Annotated in this window: 17 protein-coding genes; 14 read left to right on the forward strand and 3 right to left on the reverse strand. The window is 70.5% G+C overall.

Going from position 1 to position 17,376, the window contains the following annotated elements; genetic code table 11:
• The first annotated feature begins 130 nt into the window (after positions 1-130).
• The 12 genes from ACZ39I_RS26540 to ACZ39I_RS26595 all read left to right on the forward strand — a co-directional run bounded on the left by ACZ39I_RS26540 (position 131) and on the right by ACZ39I_RS26595 (position 13,925).
• A complete protein-coding gene (locus ACZ39I_RS26540; RefSeq protein ID WP_352390818.1) occupies positions 131-1,795 on the forward strand; it encodes a CTP synthase in 1,665 nt (554 codons plus the stop codon).
• Positions 1,796-1,879: 84 nt separating this feature from the next.
• Positions 1,880-2,506, forward strand: coding sequence for an NUDIX hydrolase (locus tag ACZ39I_RS26545; RefSeq protein WP_352390819.1), 627 nt, complete (start codon positions 1,880-1,882; stop codon positions 2,504-2,506).
• Positions 2,507-2,713: 207 nt separating this feature from the next.
• On the forward strand, positions 2,714-4,777 hold the full coding sequence (locus tag ACZ39I_RS26550; RefSeq protein ID WP_467247000.1) for a tetratricopeptide repeat protein: 2,064 nt from the start codon (positions 2,714-2,716) through the stop codon (positions 4,775-4,777).
• Positions 4,778-4,921: 144 nt separating this feature from the next.
• Positions 4,922-6,037 carry an alanine dehydrogenase gene (gene ald, locus ACZ39I_RS26555; protein ID WP_393604878.1) on the forward strand — a complete coding sequence of 372 codons (1,116 nt, stop codon included), beginning with the start codon at positions 4,922-4,924 and terminating at the stop codon, positions 6,035-6,037.
• Positions 6,038-6,450: 413 nt separating this feature from the next.
• On the forward strand, positions 6,451-7,578 hold the full coding sequence (locus ACZ39I_RS26560; RefSeq protein WP_352390821.1) for a ParA family protein: 1,128 nt from the start codon (positions 6,451-6,453) through the stop codon (positions 7,576-7,578).
• Positions 7,563-8,141 carry a hypothetical protein gene (locus ACZ39I_RS26565; protein WP_352390822.1) on the forward strand — a complete coding sequence of 193 codons (579 nt, stop codon included), beginning with the start codon at positions 7,563-7,565 and terminating at the stop codon, positions 8,139-8,141. The genes ACZ39I_RS26560 and ACZ39I_RS26565 overlap by 16 nt, the downstream gene beginning before the upstream one ends.
• A 303-nt stretch (positions 8,142-8,444) precedes the next feature.
• Positions 8,445-9,497 carry a segregation and condensation protein A gene (locus ACZ39I_RS26570; RefSeq protein ID WP_467247001.1) on the forward strand — a complete coding sequence of 351 codons (1,053 nt, stop codon included), beginning with the start codon at positions 8,445-8,447 and terminating at the stop codon, positions 9,495-9,497.
• The gene (gene scpB, locus ACZ39I_RS26575) at positions 9,494-10,147 is read left to right on the forward strand and encodes an SMC-Scp complex subunit ScpB (protein WP_451476433.1); all 654 of its coding nucleotides are present in this window, start codon (positions 9,494-9,496) and stop codon (positions 10,145-10,147) included. The genes ACZ39I_RS26570 and scpB overlap by 4 nt, the downstream gene beginning before the upstream one ends.
• On the forward strand, positions 10,147-11,289 hold the full coding sequence (locus tag ACZ39I_RS26580) for a pseudouridine synthase (RefSeq protein WP_403659494.1): 1,143 nt from the start codon (positions 10,147-10,149) through the stop codon (positions 11,287-11,289). Before scpB ends, ACZ39I_RS26580 begins: the two co-directional genes overlap by 1 nt.
• Positions 11,290-11,579: 290 nt before the next feature.
• On the forward strand, positions 11,580-12,146 hold the full coding sequence (locus ACZ39I_RS26585) for a TIGR03086 family metal-binding protein (RefSeq protein ID WP_467247002.1): 567 nt from the start codon (positions 11,580-11,582) through the stop codon (positions 12,144-12,146).
• A gap of 46 nt (positions 12,147-12,192) precedes the next feature.
• A complete protein-coding gene (locus tag ACZ39I_RS26590) occupies positions 12,193-12,909 on the forward strand; it encodes an NUDIX hydrolase (RefSeq protein WP_467247004.1) in 717 nt (238 codons plus the stop codon).
• Positions 12,906-13,925, forward strand: a complete 1,020-nt coding sequence (locus ACZ39I_RS26595; protein ID WP_467247006.1) for an ADP-ribosylglycohydrolase family protein — start codon at positions 12,906-12,908, stop codon at positions 13,923-13,925. Before ACZ39I_RS26590 ends, ACZ39I_RS26595 begins: the two co-directional genes overlap by 4 nt.
• 14 nt (positions 13,926-13,939) lie before the next feature.
• Here the strand turns inward: ACZ39I_RS26595 and ACZ39I_RS26600 are convergent, their stop codons facing one another.
• Genes ACZ39I_RS26600 through ACZ39I_RS26610 form a run of 3 tightly spaced genes read right to left on the reverse strand, consistent with a single transcriptional unit; the run spans position 13,940 to position 15,629 of the window.
• Entirely contained in the window at positions 13,940-14,347 is a 408-nt protein-coding gene (locus ACZ39I_RS26600) for a Rieske (2Fe-2S) protein (protein WP_467247008.1), read from the reverse strand.
• Positions 14,344-14,925 (reverse strand): DUF6529 family protein, encoded by a 582-nt coding sequence (locus ACZ39I_RS26605; RefSeq protein WP_467247010.1) that lies wholly within the window; start codon positions 14,923-14,925, stop codon positions 14,344-14,346. The genes ACZ39I_RS26600 and ACZ39I_RS26605 overlap by 4 nt, the downstream gene beginning before the upstream one ends.
• 23 nt (positions 14,926-14,948) lie before the next feature.
• Positions 14,949-15,629 (reverse strand): hypothetical protein, encoded by a 681-nt coding sequence (locus ACZ39I_RS26610; protein WP_467247012.1) that lies wholly within the window; start codon positions 15,627-15,629, stop codon positions 14,949-14,951.
• Positions 15,630-15,880: 251 nt separating this feature from the next.
• Between ACZ39I_RS26610 and aroH the strand changes: the two genes are divergently transcribed.
• On the forward strand, positions 15,881-16,243 hold the full coding sequence (gene aroH, locus ACZ39I_RS26615) for a chorismate mutase (protein ID WP_007381029.1): 363 nt from the start codon (positions 15,881-15,883) through the stop codon (positions 16,241-16,243).
• Positions 16,240-17,325, forward strand: coding sequence for a prephenate dehydrogenase (locus ACZ39I_RS26620; RefSeq protein ID WP_467247013.1), 1,086 nt, complete (start codon positions 16,240-16,242; stop codon positions 17,323-17,325). The genes aroH and ACZ39I_RS26620 overlap by 4 nt, the downstream gene beginning before the upstream one ends.
• Positions 17,326-17,376: the final 51 nt, after the last annotated feature.

Here is a 17,376-nt window from a genome sequence, read left to right on the forward strand (position 1 = left end):
GGCGTGTGTGCGGAGCGTGGCCGGAAGCCATCTCCCCGCGGCGCTGATACCCTGGTAGCCCGTGGACCGGTGGGCGCTTGACCCCCGAACCGCACCTCCAGATCGCGACCACGGGAGCCCCCTCTTGGCCATGACCGCTGCTTTTCGAAACAGCACAGCCACGACGACCAAGCACATCTTCGTCACTGGGGGTGTCGCTTCCTCGCTCGGCAAGGGCCTGACGGCCTCCAGCCTCGGCATGCTGCTCAAGGCGCGGGGCCTGCGCGTCGTGATGCAGAAGCTCGACCCGTACCTCAACGTCGACCCGGGCACGATGAACCCCTTCCAGCACGGTGAGGTGTTCGTCACCAACGACGGCGCCGAGACCGACCTGGACATCGGCCACTACGAGCGTTTCCTCGACCGGGACCTCGACGGCTCCGCCAACGTCACCACCGGCCAGGTGTACAACACGGTGATCGCCAAGGAGCGGCGCGGTGAGTACCTGGGCGACACCGTGCAGGTCATCCCGCACATCACCAACGAGATCAAGCACCGCATCCGCCGCATGGCGACGGACGAGGTCGACGTCGTGATCACCGAGGTCGGTGGCACGGTCGGCGACATCGAGTCGCTGCCGTTCCTGGAGACGGTCCGCCAGGTCCGTCACGAGGTCGGCCGGGACAACGTGTTTGTGGTGCACATCTCGCTCCTGCCGTACATCGGCCCCTCGGGGGAGCTGAAGACGAAGCCGACCCAGCACTCGGTTGCGGCTCTTCGCAACATCGGTATCCAGCCGGACGCCATCGTGCTGCGGTCCGACCGCGAGGTGCCGACCGCGATCAAGCGCAAGATCTCGCTGATGTGCGACGTCGACGAAGCCGCCGTGGTCGCCTGCCCCGACGCCCGCTCGATCTACGACATCCCGAAGACCGTGCACAGCGAGGGCCTGGACGCCTATGTCGTCCGCAAGCTGGACCTGCCGTTCCGGGACGTGGACTGGACGACCTGGGACGACCTGCTCGACCGCGTTCACAACCCCGACCACGAGATCACCCTCGCCCTGGTCGGCAAGTACATCGACCTGCCCGACGCCTACCTCTCGGTCACCGAGGCGCTGCGCGCCGGAGGTTTCGCCAACAAGGCCCGCGTCAAGATCAAGTGGGTCACCTCCGACGACTGCAAGACCCCGGCCGGCGCCGCGGCACAGCTCGCCGACGTGGACGGCATCTGCATCCCGGGCGGCTTCGGTGACCGCGGTGTGCTCGGCAAGGTCGGCGCGATCAAGTACGCCCGCGAGAACCGGATTCCGCTGCTGGGCCTGTGCCTGGGCCTGCAGTGCATCGTGATCGAGGCCGCCCGCAACCTCGCCGACATCCCGGACGCCAACTCGACCGAGTTCGACTCGGCCACCGGCCACCCGGTCATCTCCACGATGGCCGAACAGCTCGACATCGTCGCCGGTGAGGGCGACATGGGCGGCACCATGCGGCTGGGCATGTACCCGGCCAAGCTGGCCGAGGGCTCCATCGTCCGCGAGGTGTACGACGGCAAGGAGTACGTCGAGGAGCGGCACCGTCACCGTTACGAGGTGAACAACGCCTACCGCGCCGAGCTCGAGAAGAAGGCGGGCATCCTGTTTTCCGGCACCTCGCCGGACGGCAAGCTCGTCGAGTACATCGAGTACCCGCGCGAGGTCCACCCGTATCTGGTGGCCACGCAGGCCCACCCCGAGCTGCGCTCGCGTCCGACCAGGCCGCACCCGCTGTTCGCCGGCCTGGTGAAGGCCGCGGTGGAGCGGCAGAGTTCCAAGTAGCACGACAGTTGTACGGTGGCCGGGGCACACGCATTCAAAGGCGAGTGCCCCGGCTTCTTTTGCGCACGTGGGGAAGGACAGGCGATGACGATCAAGGACGCCCCGGAGGAGTGGGAGATCCGGGCGACGAAGACCCCCTTCGTGGGCAACAAGACCTCCGTCCGCACGGACGAGGTGGTCATGCCCGACGGATCGGTGGCCGGTCGTGACTACCAGGTCCACCCCGGTTCCGTGGCCGTCCTCGCCCTCGACGACGAGGACCGGGTCCTGCTCATCCGGCAGTACCGGCATCCCGTACGGCAGAAGCTGTGGGAGATCCCGGCGGGGCTCCTCGACGTGCCGGGTGAGAATCCGCTGCACGCGGCCCAGCGGGAGCTGTACGAGGAGGCACACGTCAAGGCGGAGGACTGGCGGGTGCTGACGGACGTCTACACCTCGCCGGGAGGCTGTGACGAGGCGATCCGGATCTTCCTGGCCCGGGGGCTGTCCGAGGCCGACGGCGAGCGCTTCGAGGTCGAGCACGAGGAGATCGACCTGGAGTACGCGCGCGTGCCGGTCGCCGAGCTGGTGCGGGGGGTACTGGCGGGGGAGCTGCACAACAACTGCCTCGTCGTGGGTGTGCTGTCGCTGGTCGCCGCGCGAGCCTCCGGCGGGTTGGACGGGTTGCGGCCGGCTGAGGCGGAGTGGCCTGCGCGGCCTTTCGAGGCGTGACGGTTGTTCCGGGACGCGCCGTGTCCCCCCGACTTCGGGGCACCACCGTGCCGTAGTTCCTATGATCCGTTGATCCGATCAGGGGACTCTTCGGCCTCTACCGTCGTGCTCCACCAGGAACGTTGCACAGGGTGAACTAGGCTCTGAAAAGCCCGAACCGGGGTCACCGGCGGGCTTTGCGCGTGCGGTGGGACGGGAGTGTGGCCCGTGACGGATCAGGCGGTGGACGCAGGCGGCGTACGGCTGTCCGGCGAAGGCCAATTCCTGGGGCGGACGCGGGAGTTGAAGGAGCTGCGCGCCGACATCGAGCGCGCGGGACTCGACACGCTCTCCGGCCGGAAGGCACCCCGCGCGCGCGTACTGCTCATCGCGGGGCGACCCGGGTCAGGCCGTACCGCACTCGCTGAGGAACTTGTCCGGGCGGTCGCTGACCGTTACGACGACGGGGTGCTGCGGGTCCGGCTGAGCGAGCCCGACGGCACCCCCGTACCGGTCGGGAACGCCGCCCGGGAACTGCTCACCGCGCTCGACGTCCAGGCACCCGCCGGAGCCGCCGAGGAGGACCTCACGGCAGTGCTGCGCGAGGCTCTCGCCGACCGTCGCGCGCTGGTGCTGCTCGATGACGCGGTGGCCCCGGAACAGGTGGACGCCCTGCTTCCGGATACCCCGGAGTGCCTGGTTGTGGCCGTGTCGGGAGGTCCGCTGACCGGGATCGCGGACGTCCGTCCGTGCACGCTCGGCGGGCTCGACACCAAGTCCGCGCTGGATCTGCTGTCCCGGCACACCGGGGCGGTGCGCATCACCGTGGACCCCCGTGCCGCCGAGGGACTCGTCGAGGAGTGCCAGGGCCACCCCGCCGCGCTGATGCTGGCCGGGGGCTGGCTCGCCACCCGCCCCAAGGCGGCCGTCGCCGATCTGGCCAAGCAGCTGCATGCGGAGAGTGACGAGGCCGGTCCGCTCAGCCGGGTCTTCAAACTCGTCTACACCTCCTTGCCCGCCGCGGCTGCCCGGACCCTGCGACTGCTCTCGCTCGCCCCGGCCGGCCTCCTCGACCCGCACACCGCCTCCGCGCTCGCCGGCTGCTCGGTGGCCGGCGCCCGCTCCACCCTGGACGACTTCGTCGCACTCGGACTGCTGCACGCCGTGGACTCACCGCTGCCGCAGTACGAGGTACCCGGCTGCCTGTACCCCCTGCTCAAGGCACTCGCCGACTCCCAGGACCGCCCGGCCGAGCTCAAGCTGGCCCGCGCCCGCATGCTGGAGCGGACCGTACGGCTGCTCCAGTCCTCCCGCGCGATCACCGAGACCGACAGCGCCGAGGCCCGGGAGAAGCTCCAGGGCATGCCGCCCTCGGTGCGCTTCCCGACCCCCAGGGCCGCCGAGGACTGGCTGCGCGTCCGCCGGCCGGCGCTGCTCGCCGCGGCCCGCCTCGCGGTCGCCGACGGGGAGCTGGACACCCTGGCCCGGCGCCTGATGTCGCAGCTCGTGCGCGCGATGGTGGCCCACTTCGGGATGCAGGCCGCCGCCTCCGACCTCTACGACATCCACGGCCTTGTGCTCGATGTGGCCGAGCGGCGTGCCCTGCCCCGCGAGAAGGCCGCCGCCCTGCTGAACCTCGCCGACCTGGACGCCCGGACCGGGCGTACCCGGGAGGCACTCGCGCGTTATCGGGCGGCCCTGGACGCCGGACGGGAGGCGAACGACCCGTATGCGACCGGCCGCGCGATGGAATCCGTAGGCGGCGCGCATCTGGAGCTCGGGGACTACGACCGGGCCGCCGACTGGTTCGGCCGGGCCCTGGCCCAGCGGCAGGCCCGGGGCGAACGCGCGGAGGCCGCCCGGCTGTACGGCCGTATCGCTGCCGCGCACACCTACGCCGGCCGCTACGGCGAGGCGGCCAGGAACTGGCGGGCCGCGCTTGCCGGGCACCGCAAGAACGGCGATGTCGCCGCCCACGCACGCGCGTTGAGCGAACTCGCCCGGGTCCAGGAGTACGCCGGACACCCCGAGGAGTCGCTGCGCACCTGTCAGGAGGCCGTGGAGTGGGCGCGGCGCGCCGAGGACGTCCGGCTGCAGGCCGCGCTCCAGCTGCGGCTCGCGGACACCCTGGACCGCCTCGGCGATCCCGCCGCCGCCCACCTGCACCGCGGCGCCGCAGAACGTCTGCTGGATGAGGAGCTTTCCCAGGGGGAACCCGGGTCCCAGCAGGCCGAGGAACCGAAACACGACGCTGATGCCTGCGAAATCCGTAGTACATCCGCAGAAGATTGATGCAATGGAAGGCTAGACAGCGGGAACACCTTCATTAGACTGGCTCTGCCGCACCTTCTCCTGCGGTGTCTCCTGGTGTGCTCATGCATGCCCGGGTATGTGTTGTATTGCCCCACACACTCTGAGCCAAGGACCGTGATCCACGTGAAGGTCGGCATCCCCCGCGAGGTCAAGAACAACGAGTTCCGGGTGGCCATCACCCCCGCCGGTGTGCACGAGCTGGTACGCCACGGCCACCAGGTCGTCATCGAGCGCGGCGCCGGCGTCGGCTCCTCCATCCCGGACGAGGAGTACGTCGCCGAGGGCGCCCGGATCCTGGACACCGCCGACGAGGTGTGGGCCACCGCCGACCTGCTGCTGAAGGTCAAGGAGCCCGTCGCCGAGGAGTACCACCGCCTGCGCAAGGACCAGACGCTCTTCACCTACCTGCACCTGGCCGCCTCCAAGGCGTGCACCGACGCGCTCATCGAGTCCGGCACCACCGCGATCGCCTACGAGACCGTCGAGCTGCCCTCCCGCGCGCTCCCGCTGCTCGCCCCGATGTCCGAGGTCGCGGGCCGGCTGGCCCCGCAGGTCGGCGCCTACCACCTGATGCGCTCGGTCGGCGGCCGCGGTGTCCTGCCCGGCGGTGTCCCCGGCACCCAGCCCGCGCGGGCCGTCGTCATCGGCGGCGGTGTCTCCGGCTGGAACGCCACGCAGATCGCCGTCGGCATGGGCTTCCACGTCACGCTGCTCGACCGCGACATCAACAAGCTGCGCGAGGCCGACAAGGTCTTCGGCACCAAGGTCCGGGCGATCATGTCCAACGCCTTCGAGCTGGAGAAGGCCGTCCTGGACGCCGACCTCGTCATCGGCGCGGTGCTCATCCCTGGCGCCAAGGCTCCGAAGCTGGTCACCAACGAACTCGTGGCGCGGATGAAGCCCGGAAGTGTCCTTGTCGACATCGCGATCGACCAGGGCGGCTGCTTCGAGGACTCCCGTCCCACCACTCACGCCGAGCCGACCTTCCAGGTCCACGACTCGGTCTTCTACTGCGTCGCCAACATGCCCGGCGCGGTTCCCAACACCTCCACCTACGCGCTCACCAACGCCACGCTGCCCTACATCATCGAACTGGCCGACCGGGGCTGGGTGGAGGCGCTGCGCCGCGATCCCGCGCTCGCCAGGGGTCTCAACACCCATGACGGCAAGGTCGTTTACCGGGAGGTCGCGGAGGCCCACGGCCTGGAGCACCTGGAGCTCGAGACACTGCTCGGCTGAGCCGGTGACCTGCTCCGACAGCTAAGTCACCTTTTCGTAAAGGCGATACGTCAACAAGACGCGTCAACGATGCACAGGCGGCCGGACCTTGCCCCACAAGGTCCGGCCGGATGTGTGTATGGTCACTTTGCGACTCTCGGTCAACTCGCGTCGAACGTAACCCTTGAACCGATTCGTACACCGGCGAAACCTGCCGTGCGACTGCCGTACGCCCTTGACAGCGTGATGTTTCATTGCCGACACATCCTGCCGGGTCCGGCGGATTGTGTTGCTGTGAACACCCGACACGCCATAGAGTCGCCAACCGTCGGCATGGTGCCACGCTGACCTTGTCTAGAAGTTTCCTGGTCTCCAAGGAGGTAAGACGACTTGTGAATGAGTCGACATTTTCTCCCGGGGGTGGTCAACCAGGAATGCCCGCCGGGGCCCAGAGCCCCGCGGGGTTCGAGGCTGTCGGCTCCGTCGCGGTGCGCACCTTCGCAGCCCGTCAGAGTCCGCCGACCGTGCGGACAGCACACCAGAGCATGGATGGCCATCACGTGAACGCCATGGCCGGCGACGGAAGTGGCGCGCCCCACAACCACTTCGCCGACTACGACGAACTGCCCGAGGGGCACTTCTACGACCCCGACGCCGAGTACGAGCCGGATCCGGAGTACGCGGCGACGCTCGCGCCCGACGCGGCCCGCCAGCGCCGTGAGCGCGTGGGTCCGACCGGGCGGCCGCTGCCGTACTTCCCGATCCCGGGCCCGCTGACCGACCACGGCCCCGCGAAGATCATCGCGATGTGCAACCAGAAGGGCGGCGTGGGCAAGACGACGTCGACCATCAACCTGGGTGCCGCGCTCGCGGAGTACGGCCGGCGCGTGCTGCTCGTGGACTTCGACCCGCAGGGCGCGCTGTCGGTGGGTCTCGGTGTCAACCCGATGGAGCTCGACCTCACCGTCTACAACCTGCTCATGGAGCGGGGCATGGCGGCGGACGAGGTCCTGCTCAAGACCGCGGTCCCCAACATGGACCTGCTGCCGAGCAATATCGACTTGTCGGCGGCGGAGGTCCAGCTGGTCTCCGAGGTCGCCCGCGAGTCGACATTGCAGCGGGCACTGAAGCCGCTCATGGCCGACTACGACTACATCGTGATCGACTGTCAGCCCTCGCTCGGCCTCCTCACGGTCAACGCCCTGACGGCCGCGCACAAGGTGATAGTGCCGCTGGAGTGCGAGTTCTTCGCCCTGCGTGGTGTCGCACTGCTGACGGAGACCATCGAGAAGGTCCAAGAGCGGCTCAACCCGGAGCTGGAGCTCGACGGGATCCTCGCCACGATGTACGACTCGCGCACGGTCCACAGCCGTGAGGTCCTGGCCCGTGTGGTCGAGGCGTTCGACGACCACGTCTACCACACGGTCATCGGGCGCACGGTGCGCTTCCCGGAGACCACGGTCGCCGGTGAGCCGATCACCACGTACGCCTCCAACTCCGTCGGTGCCGCCGCCTATCGCCAGCTCGCCAGGGAGGTGCTCGCCCGGTGTCACGCCGAGTGAGTCTGCCGGGGGCCGACGAACTGTTCCGTACGACAGGGGGGATGGCGCTCCAGGCGTCCACTCCCCGGCGGGGGACCAACGGCGAGGCCCGGGTGCCGGCTCCCGCGGGGGAGTCCGACGGGGCCGGAGCCGAGGACGCGCCGCAGTCCGTGCCCGCACAGGGCGGGGACGGCGACGGGGCCGAGCATGTGGCGGCCGATGCCGAGTCCGTGGAGGCGGGCGAGTCCCGTCTCCGGGCGGCCGCCGCGGAGCGCACCGCGCGACGTCAGGAGGCGCAGGAAGGTTCTGCCCAGGCCTCCGGCGGGGCGCAGCCGCGCGGCAAGCGCGGCCGGTCGCCCGCCCGGCGGCCCAGCGGGCGCGAGCGGCACGACGAGAAGATCACCGTGTACGTGTCGGCCGAGGAGCTCATGGATCTGGAGCACGCCCGTCTTGTGCTCCGGGGTGAGCACGGGCTGGCGGTGGACCGTGGGCGCATTGTGCGCGAGGCGGTCGCCGTGGTGCTGGCTGATCTGGAGTCCCGCGGGGACGCGAGCATTCTCGTCCGCCGGCTGCGTGGGCGGTAGCGGTAGCCTGCGAGGGCTATGACCTCGAACGACGTTCCCCTCGGCTCCGGCGCAACGGCCGGTCGTCGGCGTGTGCTGGGCCGGGGGCCGGGCGCTCCGCGGGGCGAGCAGGGCGCGGAGGCGGTGCCGGCTCCTGAGGAGCTGGAGTCCGAGGTTCCGGAGTCCGAGGCGGTTCCTCCGGCCGGGGTGGTCGGGGAGCCCGAACCGGTGTCGGTTTCCGGGGGGCCGGAGGTTGAGGTTCCGGAGTCCGGGTTGGTTTCTCCGGCCGGGGTGGGCGAGGAGCCTGAGCCGGTTGCGGAGGCGGTGCCGGTTTACGAGGGGCCGGTGGCCGGGGTTCCGCAGGCCGAGGCGGGCTTCGAGGCCGAGGTGGTCTCCGTGGGCGGGATGGCCGCGGAGGCGGTGCCGGTTTCCGAGGGGCCGGAGGTTGGGGCTCCCGGGCCCGAGGCGGGATTCGAGCTCAAGCCGGTCCCCGAGCTCGCGACGCTTCCCGAGGCCGAGGCGGAGACCGTTCCCCAGTCTGTGCCTCAAGAGGGGGGCGAGGGCGACTCCGGCGGTGTCTTCAAGGTCCGGCTCGCCAACTTCGAGGGGCCCTTCGATCTCCTCCTCCAGCTGATCTCCAAGCACAAGCTGGACGTCACCGAGGTCGCGCTCTCCAAGGTCACCGACGAGTTCATGACGTACATCCGGGCCATGGGGCCGGACTGGGATCTGGACGAGACGACCGAGTTCCTCGTCGTCGCCGCCACCCTCCTCGACCTGAAGGCGGCCCGGCTGCTGCCCGCCGCGCAGGTGGAGGACGAGGCCGACCTGGCGCTCCTCGAAGCCCGGGACCTGCTCTTCGCGCGGCTGCTCCAGTACCGCGCGTACAAGCAGATCGCCGACATCTTCAACCGGCGGCTCGACGAGGAGGCCCGGCGTTACCCCCGTACCGTCGGACTCGAACCGCACCACGCCGATCTGCTGCCCGAGGTCGTGATCAGCATCGGGCCCGAGGGATTCGCGAAGCTCGCCGTGAAGGCGATGCAGCCGAAGCCCAAGCCGCAGGTGTACGTCGACCACATCCACGCGCCCCTGGTGAGCGTCCAGGAGCAGGCGGGGATCGTGGTCGCACGGCTCAGGGAGCTCGGCGAGGCCAGCTTCCGCCTGCTGGTGGAGGACGCCGACGGCACCCTGACCGTCGTGGCGCGCTTCCTGGCGCTGCTGGAGCTGTACCGGGAGAAGGCCGTGGCGCTGGACCAGGAGACCGCGCTCGGAGAGCTGCTCGTGCGGTGGACCGGCGGTGATGGCGAGGCGGAGCCGACGGTGACCGACGAGTTCGACCGGCCGCCCGAGCCGCCCAAGGAGGACAAGACGTGAGCGAGGAGACCACCGAGGCCCCGGCGGGACTGCCGGGTGTCGCCGACCTCGACCTGAAGCCGGCGCTGGAGGCCGTCCTGATGGTCGTGGACGAGCCCGCGACGGAGGAGCACCTGTCGAAGATCCTGGAGCGGCCGAAGCGGCAGATCACCAGGGCGCTGCGGGAACTGGCGGGCGAGTACGCCGCACAGGGGCGCGGTTTCGAACTGCGGCACGTCGCGAACGGGTGGCGGTTCTACACCCGGGCCGCGTACGCCCCGGCCGTGGAACGGTTCGTCCTGGACGGCCAGCAGGCCCGGCTCACCCAGGCCGCGCTGGAGACGCTGGCGGTGGTCGCCTACCGCCAGCCGGTCAGCCGCAGCCGGGTCTCCGCGGTGCGCGGAGTCAACTGTGACGGTGTGATGCGCACCCTTCTCCAGCGGGGTCTGGTCGCGGAGGCGGGCACGGAACCCGAAACAGGTGCGATCCTGTACGTGACGACGAACTACTTCCTGGAGCGGATGGGCCTGCGCGGTCTGGACGAGCTCCCGGAGCTCGCGCCCTTCCTCCCTGAGGCGGAGGCGATCGAGGCCGAGACCCAGGAAGGCGTACCGTCGTTCGATCCGGACGCCCCGGATTCCGAGGGCGCAGACGACAAGACGGAACTTTGATGCGAAGCAGCAGCGGCAGGAACAGCAGCGGAAACAACGGCGGGAGCCGTGGTGGCAACAGCGGCGGCCGCGGCGGGAGCAGCGGTGGCCGCGGGGGGAGCGGCGGTGGCCGCGGTAACTTCCGCGGGGCCGGGAACGACCGCGACGACAAGCAGGGCGGCCGGCCGAAGAACCCGCGCCCCGAGGAGCGGCGCTACGACGTGGGCCCCGGCGGGACCCACGACGGACCGAAGACCGGGCGCGGTGCCTCCGCGCGCGGCGGCGCCAAGGGCGGGCCGAAGCAGGGCCAGGGCACCGGGCGCGGCCGTTCGGTGCCGGCGACCTCGCGGGAGTACGAGGCGCGGGCCGAGGAGCGCAACCGGGAGCGGTACGCAGGCAAGAAGGACGTGAAGCCGCCGAAGACCTTCCCGGGTGCCGAGCAGGAGGGCGAGCGGCTCCAGAAGATCCTCGCGCGCGCGGGCTACGGCTCGCGCCGGGCCTGCGAGGAACTCATCGAGCAGGCGCGGGTCGAGGTCAACGGCGAGATCGTCCTGGAGCAGGGCAAGCGGGTGGACCCGGAGAAGGACGAGGTCAGGGTCGACGGCCTGACCGTGGCGACGCAGTCGTACCAGTTCTTCTCGCTGAACAAGCCCGCCGGTGTCGTCTCGACGATGGAGGACAACGAGGGCCGGCAGTGCCTCGGGGACTACGTCACCAACCGTGAGACGCGGCTCTTCCACGTGGGGCGGCTCGACACCGAGACCGAGGGCGTCATCCTGCTCACCAACCACGGTGAGCTGGCCCACCGGCTGACCCACCCCAAGTACGGCGTGAAGAAGGTCTACCTCGCGCACATCGTGGGCCCGATCCCGCGGGACCTGGGCAAGCAGCTCAAGGACGGCATCCAGCTGGAGGACGGGTACGCGAAGGCGGACCACTTCCGGGTCGTCGAGCAGACCGGCAAGAACTACCTCGTCGAGGTCACCCTCCACGAGGGTCGCAAGCACATCGTGCGCCGGATGCTCGCCGAGGCGGGCTTCCCGGTCGACAAGCTGGTGCGGGTCGCCTTCGGCCCCATCACCCTGGGCGACCAGAAGTCGGGCTGGCTGCGGCGGCTGTCCAACACCGAGGTCGGCATGCTGCTGAAGGAAGTCGATCTGTAGTCCCGCGTCTCCCACGCGTGCAAGTGCGGCCGGTTCCGGAGTTCTCCGGGACCGGCCGATGCGTTTTCGCCCTCCTGCCGGTCTGTATCGGTGATGGAGGGAGTCGGGATGGAGGGAGTGGGGATGGAGGGAGTGGGGATGGACGTGAGGAACGCTCACCGTGACGAGACGGGTCCTGCAGCGCTGGAGGGCCCTGTGCGGCCTTCGTGGCCTTGTCGGGCGCCAGGGGAGCAGGAGTCGCCCGTGAGATCGCTGAGGGGCTGCTGTGGCGGCCTGACGGAGGTGCTGTCATGAGCGCGGGGGAGTTGTTGGAGCGTTCGCTCGCGTACGCGCTGGGGAGCGTGGCGGCGTCGCGGTGCGTGGATCTCGGCACGGGTACGCCGTGCGCCGAGTGGGATCTGGGCGAGCTGCTGGGGCATCTCGACGACTCGCTGGACGCGCTGTACGAGGGGCTGAGCGGCGGGCGGATCGGACTGCTCCCGCAGGCCGACCGGGTCTGCGGCTTCCGCACACGCGCGTGTGCCGTGCTCGGCGCCTGGGCCGCCGGGCCGCCCGAGGACGTGCTGGTGGGTGAACGCCCGCTGGACGTACGGGTGATGGCCGCCGTCGGTGCTGTCGAGATCACCGTCCACGGGTGGGACGTGGCCCGGTCCTGCGGACAGCCGCGGCCCATTCCGGAGGGCCTCGCCGCCGAACTCCTGTCCGTCGCCCAGTGCGTGGTGGGGGAGGAGGACCGGGGTGTGCGGTTCGCCGAACCGGTCCCCGTTCCTTCCGGTGCGCGGCCTGAGACGCGGCTTCTCGCCTTTCTGGGGCGGCACTTCCAGGGGCTTGTGGAACACCCTCGCGCTTCTTTATAGTCGTAATGACTATTAGTCATCCTGACCATAGAGGGGGCGAGCGCGAGTGGACTACGACAAGTACGCCTACGAACCCTTCGCCGTCACCGTCGACCTCGCCGTCCTCACCGTCGCCGAAGGCGCCCTGCACGCGCTGCTCGTGGAGCGGGGGCAGGAGCCGTACGCCGGACACTGGGCGCTGCCCGGCGGGTTCGTGCACCCGGACGAGTCCGCGGAGACGGCGGCCCGGCGTGAACTCGCCGAGGAGACCGGGCTGTCGGACCTCTCCGGACTGCATCTGGAGCAGTTGCGGACCTACAGCGAGCCCGACCGTGACCCCCGGATGCGGGTCGTCTCCGTCGCCTTCGCCGCGCTGCTGCCCGACCCTCCCGAGCCGCACGGCGGCAGTGACGCGGCCGAGGCCCGCTGGGTGCCGTACGACAAGGCGGGACCGCTCGCCTTCGACCACGACCGCATCCTGGCCGACGCCCACGAACGCGTCGGCGCCAAGCTCGAGTACACCTGCCTCGCCACCGCCTTCTGCCCGCCCGAGTTCACCCTCGGGGAGCTCCAGCAGGTGTACGAGACGGTGTGGGGAACCACGCTCGACCGGCCCAACTTCCGCCGCAAGGTGCTCGCCACGCCCGGCTTCGTCGAGGCCGTCCCCGGCGCCGCGCGGCTGACCGGCGGCCGCGGCAAACCGGCCGCGCTCTACCGCGCGGGACCGGCCACCTCCTTGCACCCCCCTCTCCTCCGCCCGTCCCCGGAAGGACGCCCCGCATGACCACGATCCTGACCAAACGCGCCGCCACCGGCACCCTCGTCGGCCTCGCCCTCGGGGACGCCCTCGGTTTCCCGACCGAGTTCAACGACGTGCCGTCGATCCTCGCCAAGTGCGGGCCGTGGCGGGAGATGGAGCTGCGCACGCCGGCCGTCGTCAGCGACGACACCCAGATGACGCTGGCGGTGGGCAGGGGGCTGCGGACGGCGATGGACCGGGGTGTGCTCGAGCCCAAGAGGCTGGCGCGGCCCCTGCGGGAGGAGTTCGTCGACTGGTACCAGTCACCGGAGAACAACAGGGCGCCGGGAAACACCTGTCTGCGGGCCTGCTACCTGCTCAAGAACGAGCAACTGCCCTGGCAGGAAGCCAGTCAGATCAACTCCAAGGGCTGTGGCGCCAACATGCGCGTGGCGCCCGTCGGACTCGTTCCCGGGCTCAGTGACGAACAGCGGGCGGGCGCCGCCCAGTTGCAGGCCGCGCTCACCCACGGGCACCCGACGGGGCTCGCCGCGTCGGACCTCACCGCGCGTGCCGTACGGCTGCTCGCACTGGGCACCGGGCCTGACGAACTCGTCGAGTTGCTGCGGTCGTACGCCCTGGCGAACCGGGGCCAGTACCACGAGCGCTGGCTCGGCGACCTGTGGGCGAGGAGCCAGGACCCGACGCCGGGGCAGTTCATCGCGCGCGGCTGGGACGAGTGCCTGGCGGTCCTCGACCGGCTCGACCACGCCGTGCGCACCGCCTCGCCGGAGGAGGACCCCTGCCTGGCCACCGGAGCGGGCTGGACCGCCGAAGAGGCCCTGGCCACCGGGCTGTTGTGCTTCCTCCAGTTCCCCGAGGAGCCGCTGACGGCCCTGCGGCGGGCCGCGTGCAGCTCCGGCGACTCCGACTCGATCGCCTGCCTGACGGGCGCCTTTGCGGGCGCCCATCTGGGAGCGGACGCCTGGCCGGTGGAATGGGCCGACCGGATCGAGTACGGCAGTGAACTGGTGACGCTCGGCGCGCTCTGGGACGCCTAGAGCCCTTCTGCGTCCTAGGCGAGCTGGATCGAGTCGCCGCTGACCTTGATCTGCTTCTCGGGCAGCGGCTTGTCGGCCGGCGGGTTGGCCACCGAGCCGTCCGTGATGTTGAACTTGCTGCCGTGGCAGGGGCAGTTGATGGTGCCGTCGGACACGCTGGTCACCTGGCAGCCCTGGTGGGTGCAGATGTCCGAGAAGGCCTTGAACTCGCCCTTTTTCGGCTGGGTGACGACGACCTTCTCGTCCTTGAAGATCTTCCCGCCGCCGACCGGGATCTCGCTCGTCTTCGCCAGTTCGGTGCCGGCCTGCACCGAACTGGACCCGGAGTCGCCGTTCTCGTTGCCGTACTCGCCGCAGCTGACGGTCAGCGCGGCCGCGCCCGTCGTGAGAAGGACCGTGCGCCGCGTCGGGCTGTGCGTCATGTCGTGACTCCGAAGGTGCGGAAGAACCAGAGGGCGGACGTCAGCCAGAGGATCGTGAGCGCGGTGAAGACGAGCCCGCCGACGATCGGCAGGAGCCATCCGGGAAGTCGCTCCCAGCGGAGCAGCAGCATCTTGGCACTGAAGACACCGAAGAAGAAGCAACCGAAGAGGGAGTGCCACAGAACGCGTGATTCGTACGACTGGAAGCCCAGCGCGTACAGGCAGTGCACCGCGACCGGCACCGCGACGAGGAACGCCGCTCGGCCGGACCAGCGGTGCAGGGTGGCGGACCAGCTCGGGCCCGGCAGCTTGCCGTACACCATCAGGGCCGAGACGAGCTGCACGAGCGCGAAGAAGAACGCGACAGTGGCGAGCCATGACTTCACCGCACCGGTGCTGCTGAAGCCGGCGAGGTTGAAGGCCGTGCCCGTCGGGTCGTGGACCTTGCCGTAGGCGCCCAGGGCGACCACCACCGCGGCGGCGACCAGGGCCGGGATCAGATAGCGGGCCGCACCGGGGCCGCGCTCGGGTTCGGGCGAGGGCCAGCTCTGGGTGGCCGCGTTCGGGTCGACGGTCATGATCGGCTCCTAAGGGCCCTGGGTCAGGGGGTTGCCGGGCGGGCCGTGAGCCGCTGTCCGTCGACCGTCACCGCACCGGTCTTCGGGTCGATCTCCGGCGCCGGGGAGGGCTTGCCGTCGCGCCTCAGGATGCCGACCTGTTCGCCGTCCGGAAGGACGATCCAGCCGCCTTCGATCTTCGCGCCGGCCACCGTGCTGTTCGCCCGGTAGAGCCCGGACGACTTCTTCGTCCTGCCGATGGTGAAGGCGTAGCTCCCGTTGCCGACCTCGGCCGTGCCGCGGATCTCCTTGGTGCCCTTCACCCTGCCGTCCAGGCTCGCGCCGCCCTTGCCGGTGAGCCGCAGGCTGCCGTCGTCCTTCACGTCGCCCTGGAGCCACGACTCGACGTTGTGGCCGTCGCAGACGTACGCGATCGCCTTGTCGTCGCGCACGGTGATCGCGACCGCGGAGGAGTCGTCGTCGGTACGGCCCGTGTAGACGCCCCCGGGCACCGGGGTCCGGGTCGGGGACTTGCCGGGTGGCGCGGACGTCCGGGCCGGTGCGGTGCTCGGTGACGCCTTGGTGCTGGGCGACGACTTCCCGGAGCCCGGCGGCTTGACGTACGACGACGTGGGCTTCTCCCCCGTGGTGGCGTTGAGCGAGAGCATGAACAGGCCGAGCAGCAATCCCGCGAGCAGTGTCAGCAGCGGTCCGGAACGCTTCATGTGAGGGGCCTCCCCCGAGGCGAGTGTCCTGCCATCAGAGCGGACCCGGGGTCCCGAGTCCAGGGGCGCACGGGTGTGTTTTCACCCCAAGTAGCGGAACTGCGACGTTCGGGTGACATTGCCACGGTCCGGGAGGCCATCTCAGGACGCGGGCGCCGCGGACCCGTGCCGCACGGGCTGACTAGGCTGGTCGTACGAAGAGCCGGGTTGTGCATCAGCAACACCAGCAAGCATCAGCGAGGAGCAATGCCGTGGCGGTACGAGCGGTCCGGGGCGCCGTCCAACTCGAACAGGACGAGGCCGGCCACATGGACGAGCAGGTCGGGGCGCTGCTCACCGCCATCATGGAGCGGAACGAGCTGACCGCCGACGACCTGATCAGCATCTGGTTCACGGCCACGCCAGACCTGCACAGCGACTTCCCGGCCGCCGCGGCCCGCAAGCTCGGCATCGTCGACGTACCGCTGATCTGCGCGCAGGAGCTGGACATCGAGGGCGCCATGCCCCGGGTCGTCCGGGTGCTCGCCCATATCGAGTCCGACCGGCCCCGCGCCGACATCGCGCACGTCTACCTCGGCGCCGCGGCCGCCCTGCGCAAGGACATCGCCCAGTGAGGACCGCACTCGTCATCGGGACCGGGCTCATCGGGACGTCCGCCGCGCTGGCGCTGGCGGGACGGGGCGTCACCGTCCATCTCGCCGACCACGACCCCGAGCAGGCCCGCACGGCCGCCGCGCTCGGCGCCGGCACGGACGAGGCGCCGGAGGGGCCCGTCGACCTCGCGATCGTCGCCGCGCCGCCCGCGCATGTGGCCGCAGTGCTCGCCGACGCCATGCGACGGGGCGTGGCCCGCGGGTACATCGACGTGGCCAGCGTGAAGGGCGGGCCGCGTCGGGAGCTGGAAGGACTGGGACTCGACCTCTCCGCGTACATCGGTACGCATCCGATGTCCGGGCGGGAGAAGTCCGGGCCGCTGGCCGCCTCCGGGGACCTCTTCGAGGGGCGGCCCTGGGTGCTGACCCCGACCCGGGACACCGACACCGAGGTGTTGAACCTCGCACTGGAGCTGGTCTCGCACTGCCGCGCGGTGCCGGTGGTCATGGACGCCGACGCCCACGACCGTGCCGTGGCGCTCGTCTCGCACATGCCGCATCTGGTCTCCAGCATGGTCGCCGCGCGGCTCGAGCACGCCGAGGAGGCCGCCGTACGGCTGTGTGGCCAGGGGATCCGTGATGTGACCCGGATCGCCGCGTCCGACCCCGACATGTGGATCGACATCCTCTCCGCGAATCCGGGGCCGGTGGCCGATCTGCTCACCGATGTGGCCGGGGACCTCGAGGAGACGGTGCGGGCGCTGCGGGCGCTCCAGTCCGCCGACGAGGCCAAGCGGGACGAGGGCGTGTCGGGGATCGAGGACATGCTGCGGCGGGGGAACGCCGGGCAGGTGCGGGTGCCCGGGAAGCACGGGTCCGCTCCTCGGGTGTACGAGGTCGTGGCCGTGCTCATCGACGACCAGCCGGGGCAGCTGGCCCGGATCTTCGCGGACGCGGGGCGGGCCGGGGTCAACATCGAGGACGTGCGGATCGAGCACGCGACAGGGCAGCAGGCCGGTCTGGTGCAGCTGATGGTGGAGCCGTCGGCCGGACCGGTGCTGTCGGCGTCGTTGCGGGAGCGGGGCTGGGCCATCCGGCAGTAGGGCGGACGGGCCGGGAGCGCCCGGCCGGCGTCGGTCGGGCACGCGTCCGGA

This window comes from Streptomyces sp. NPDC024687 (assembly GCF_055559055.1).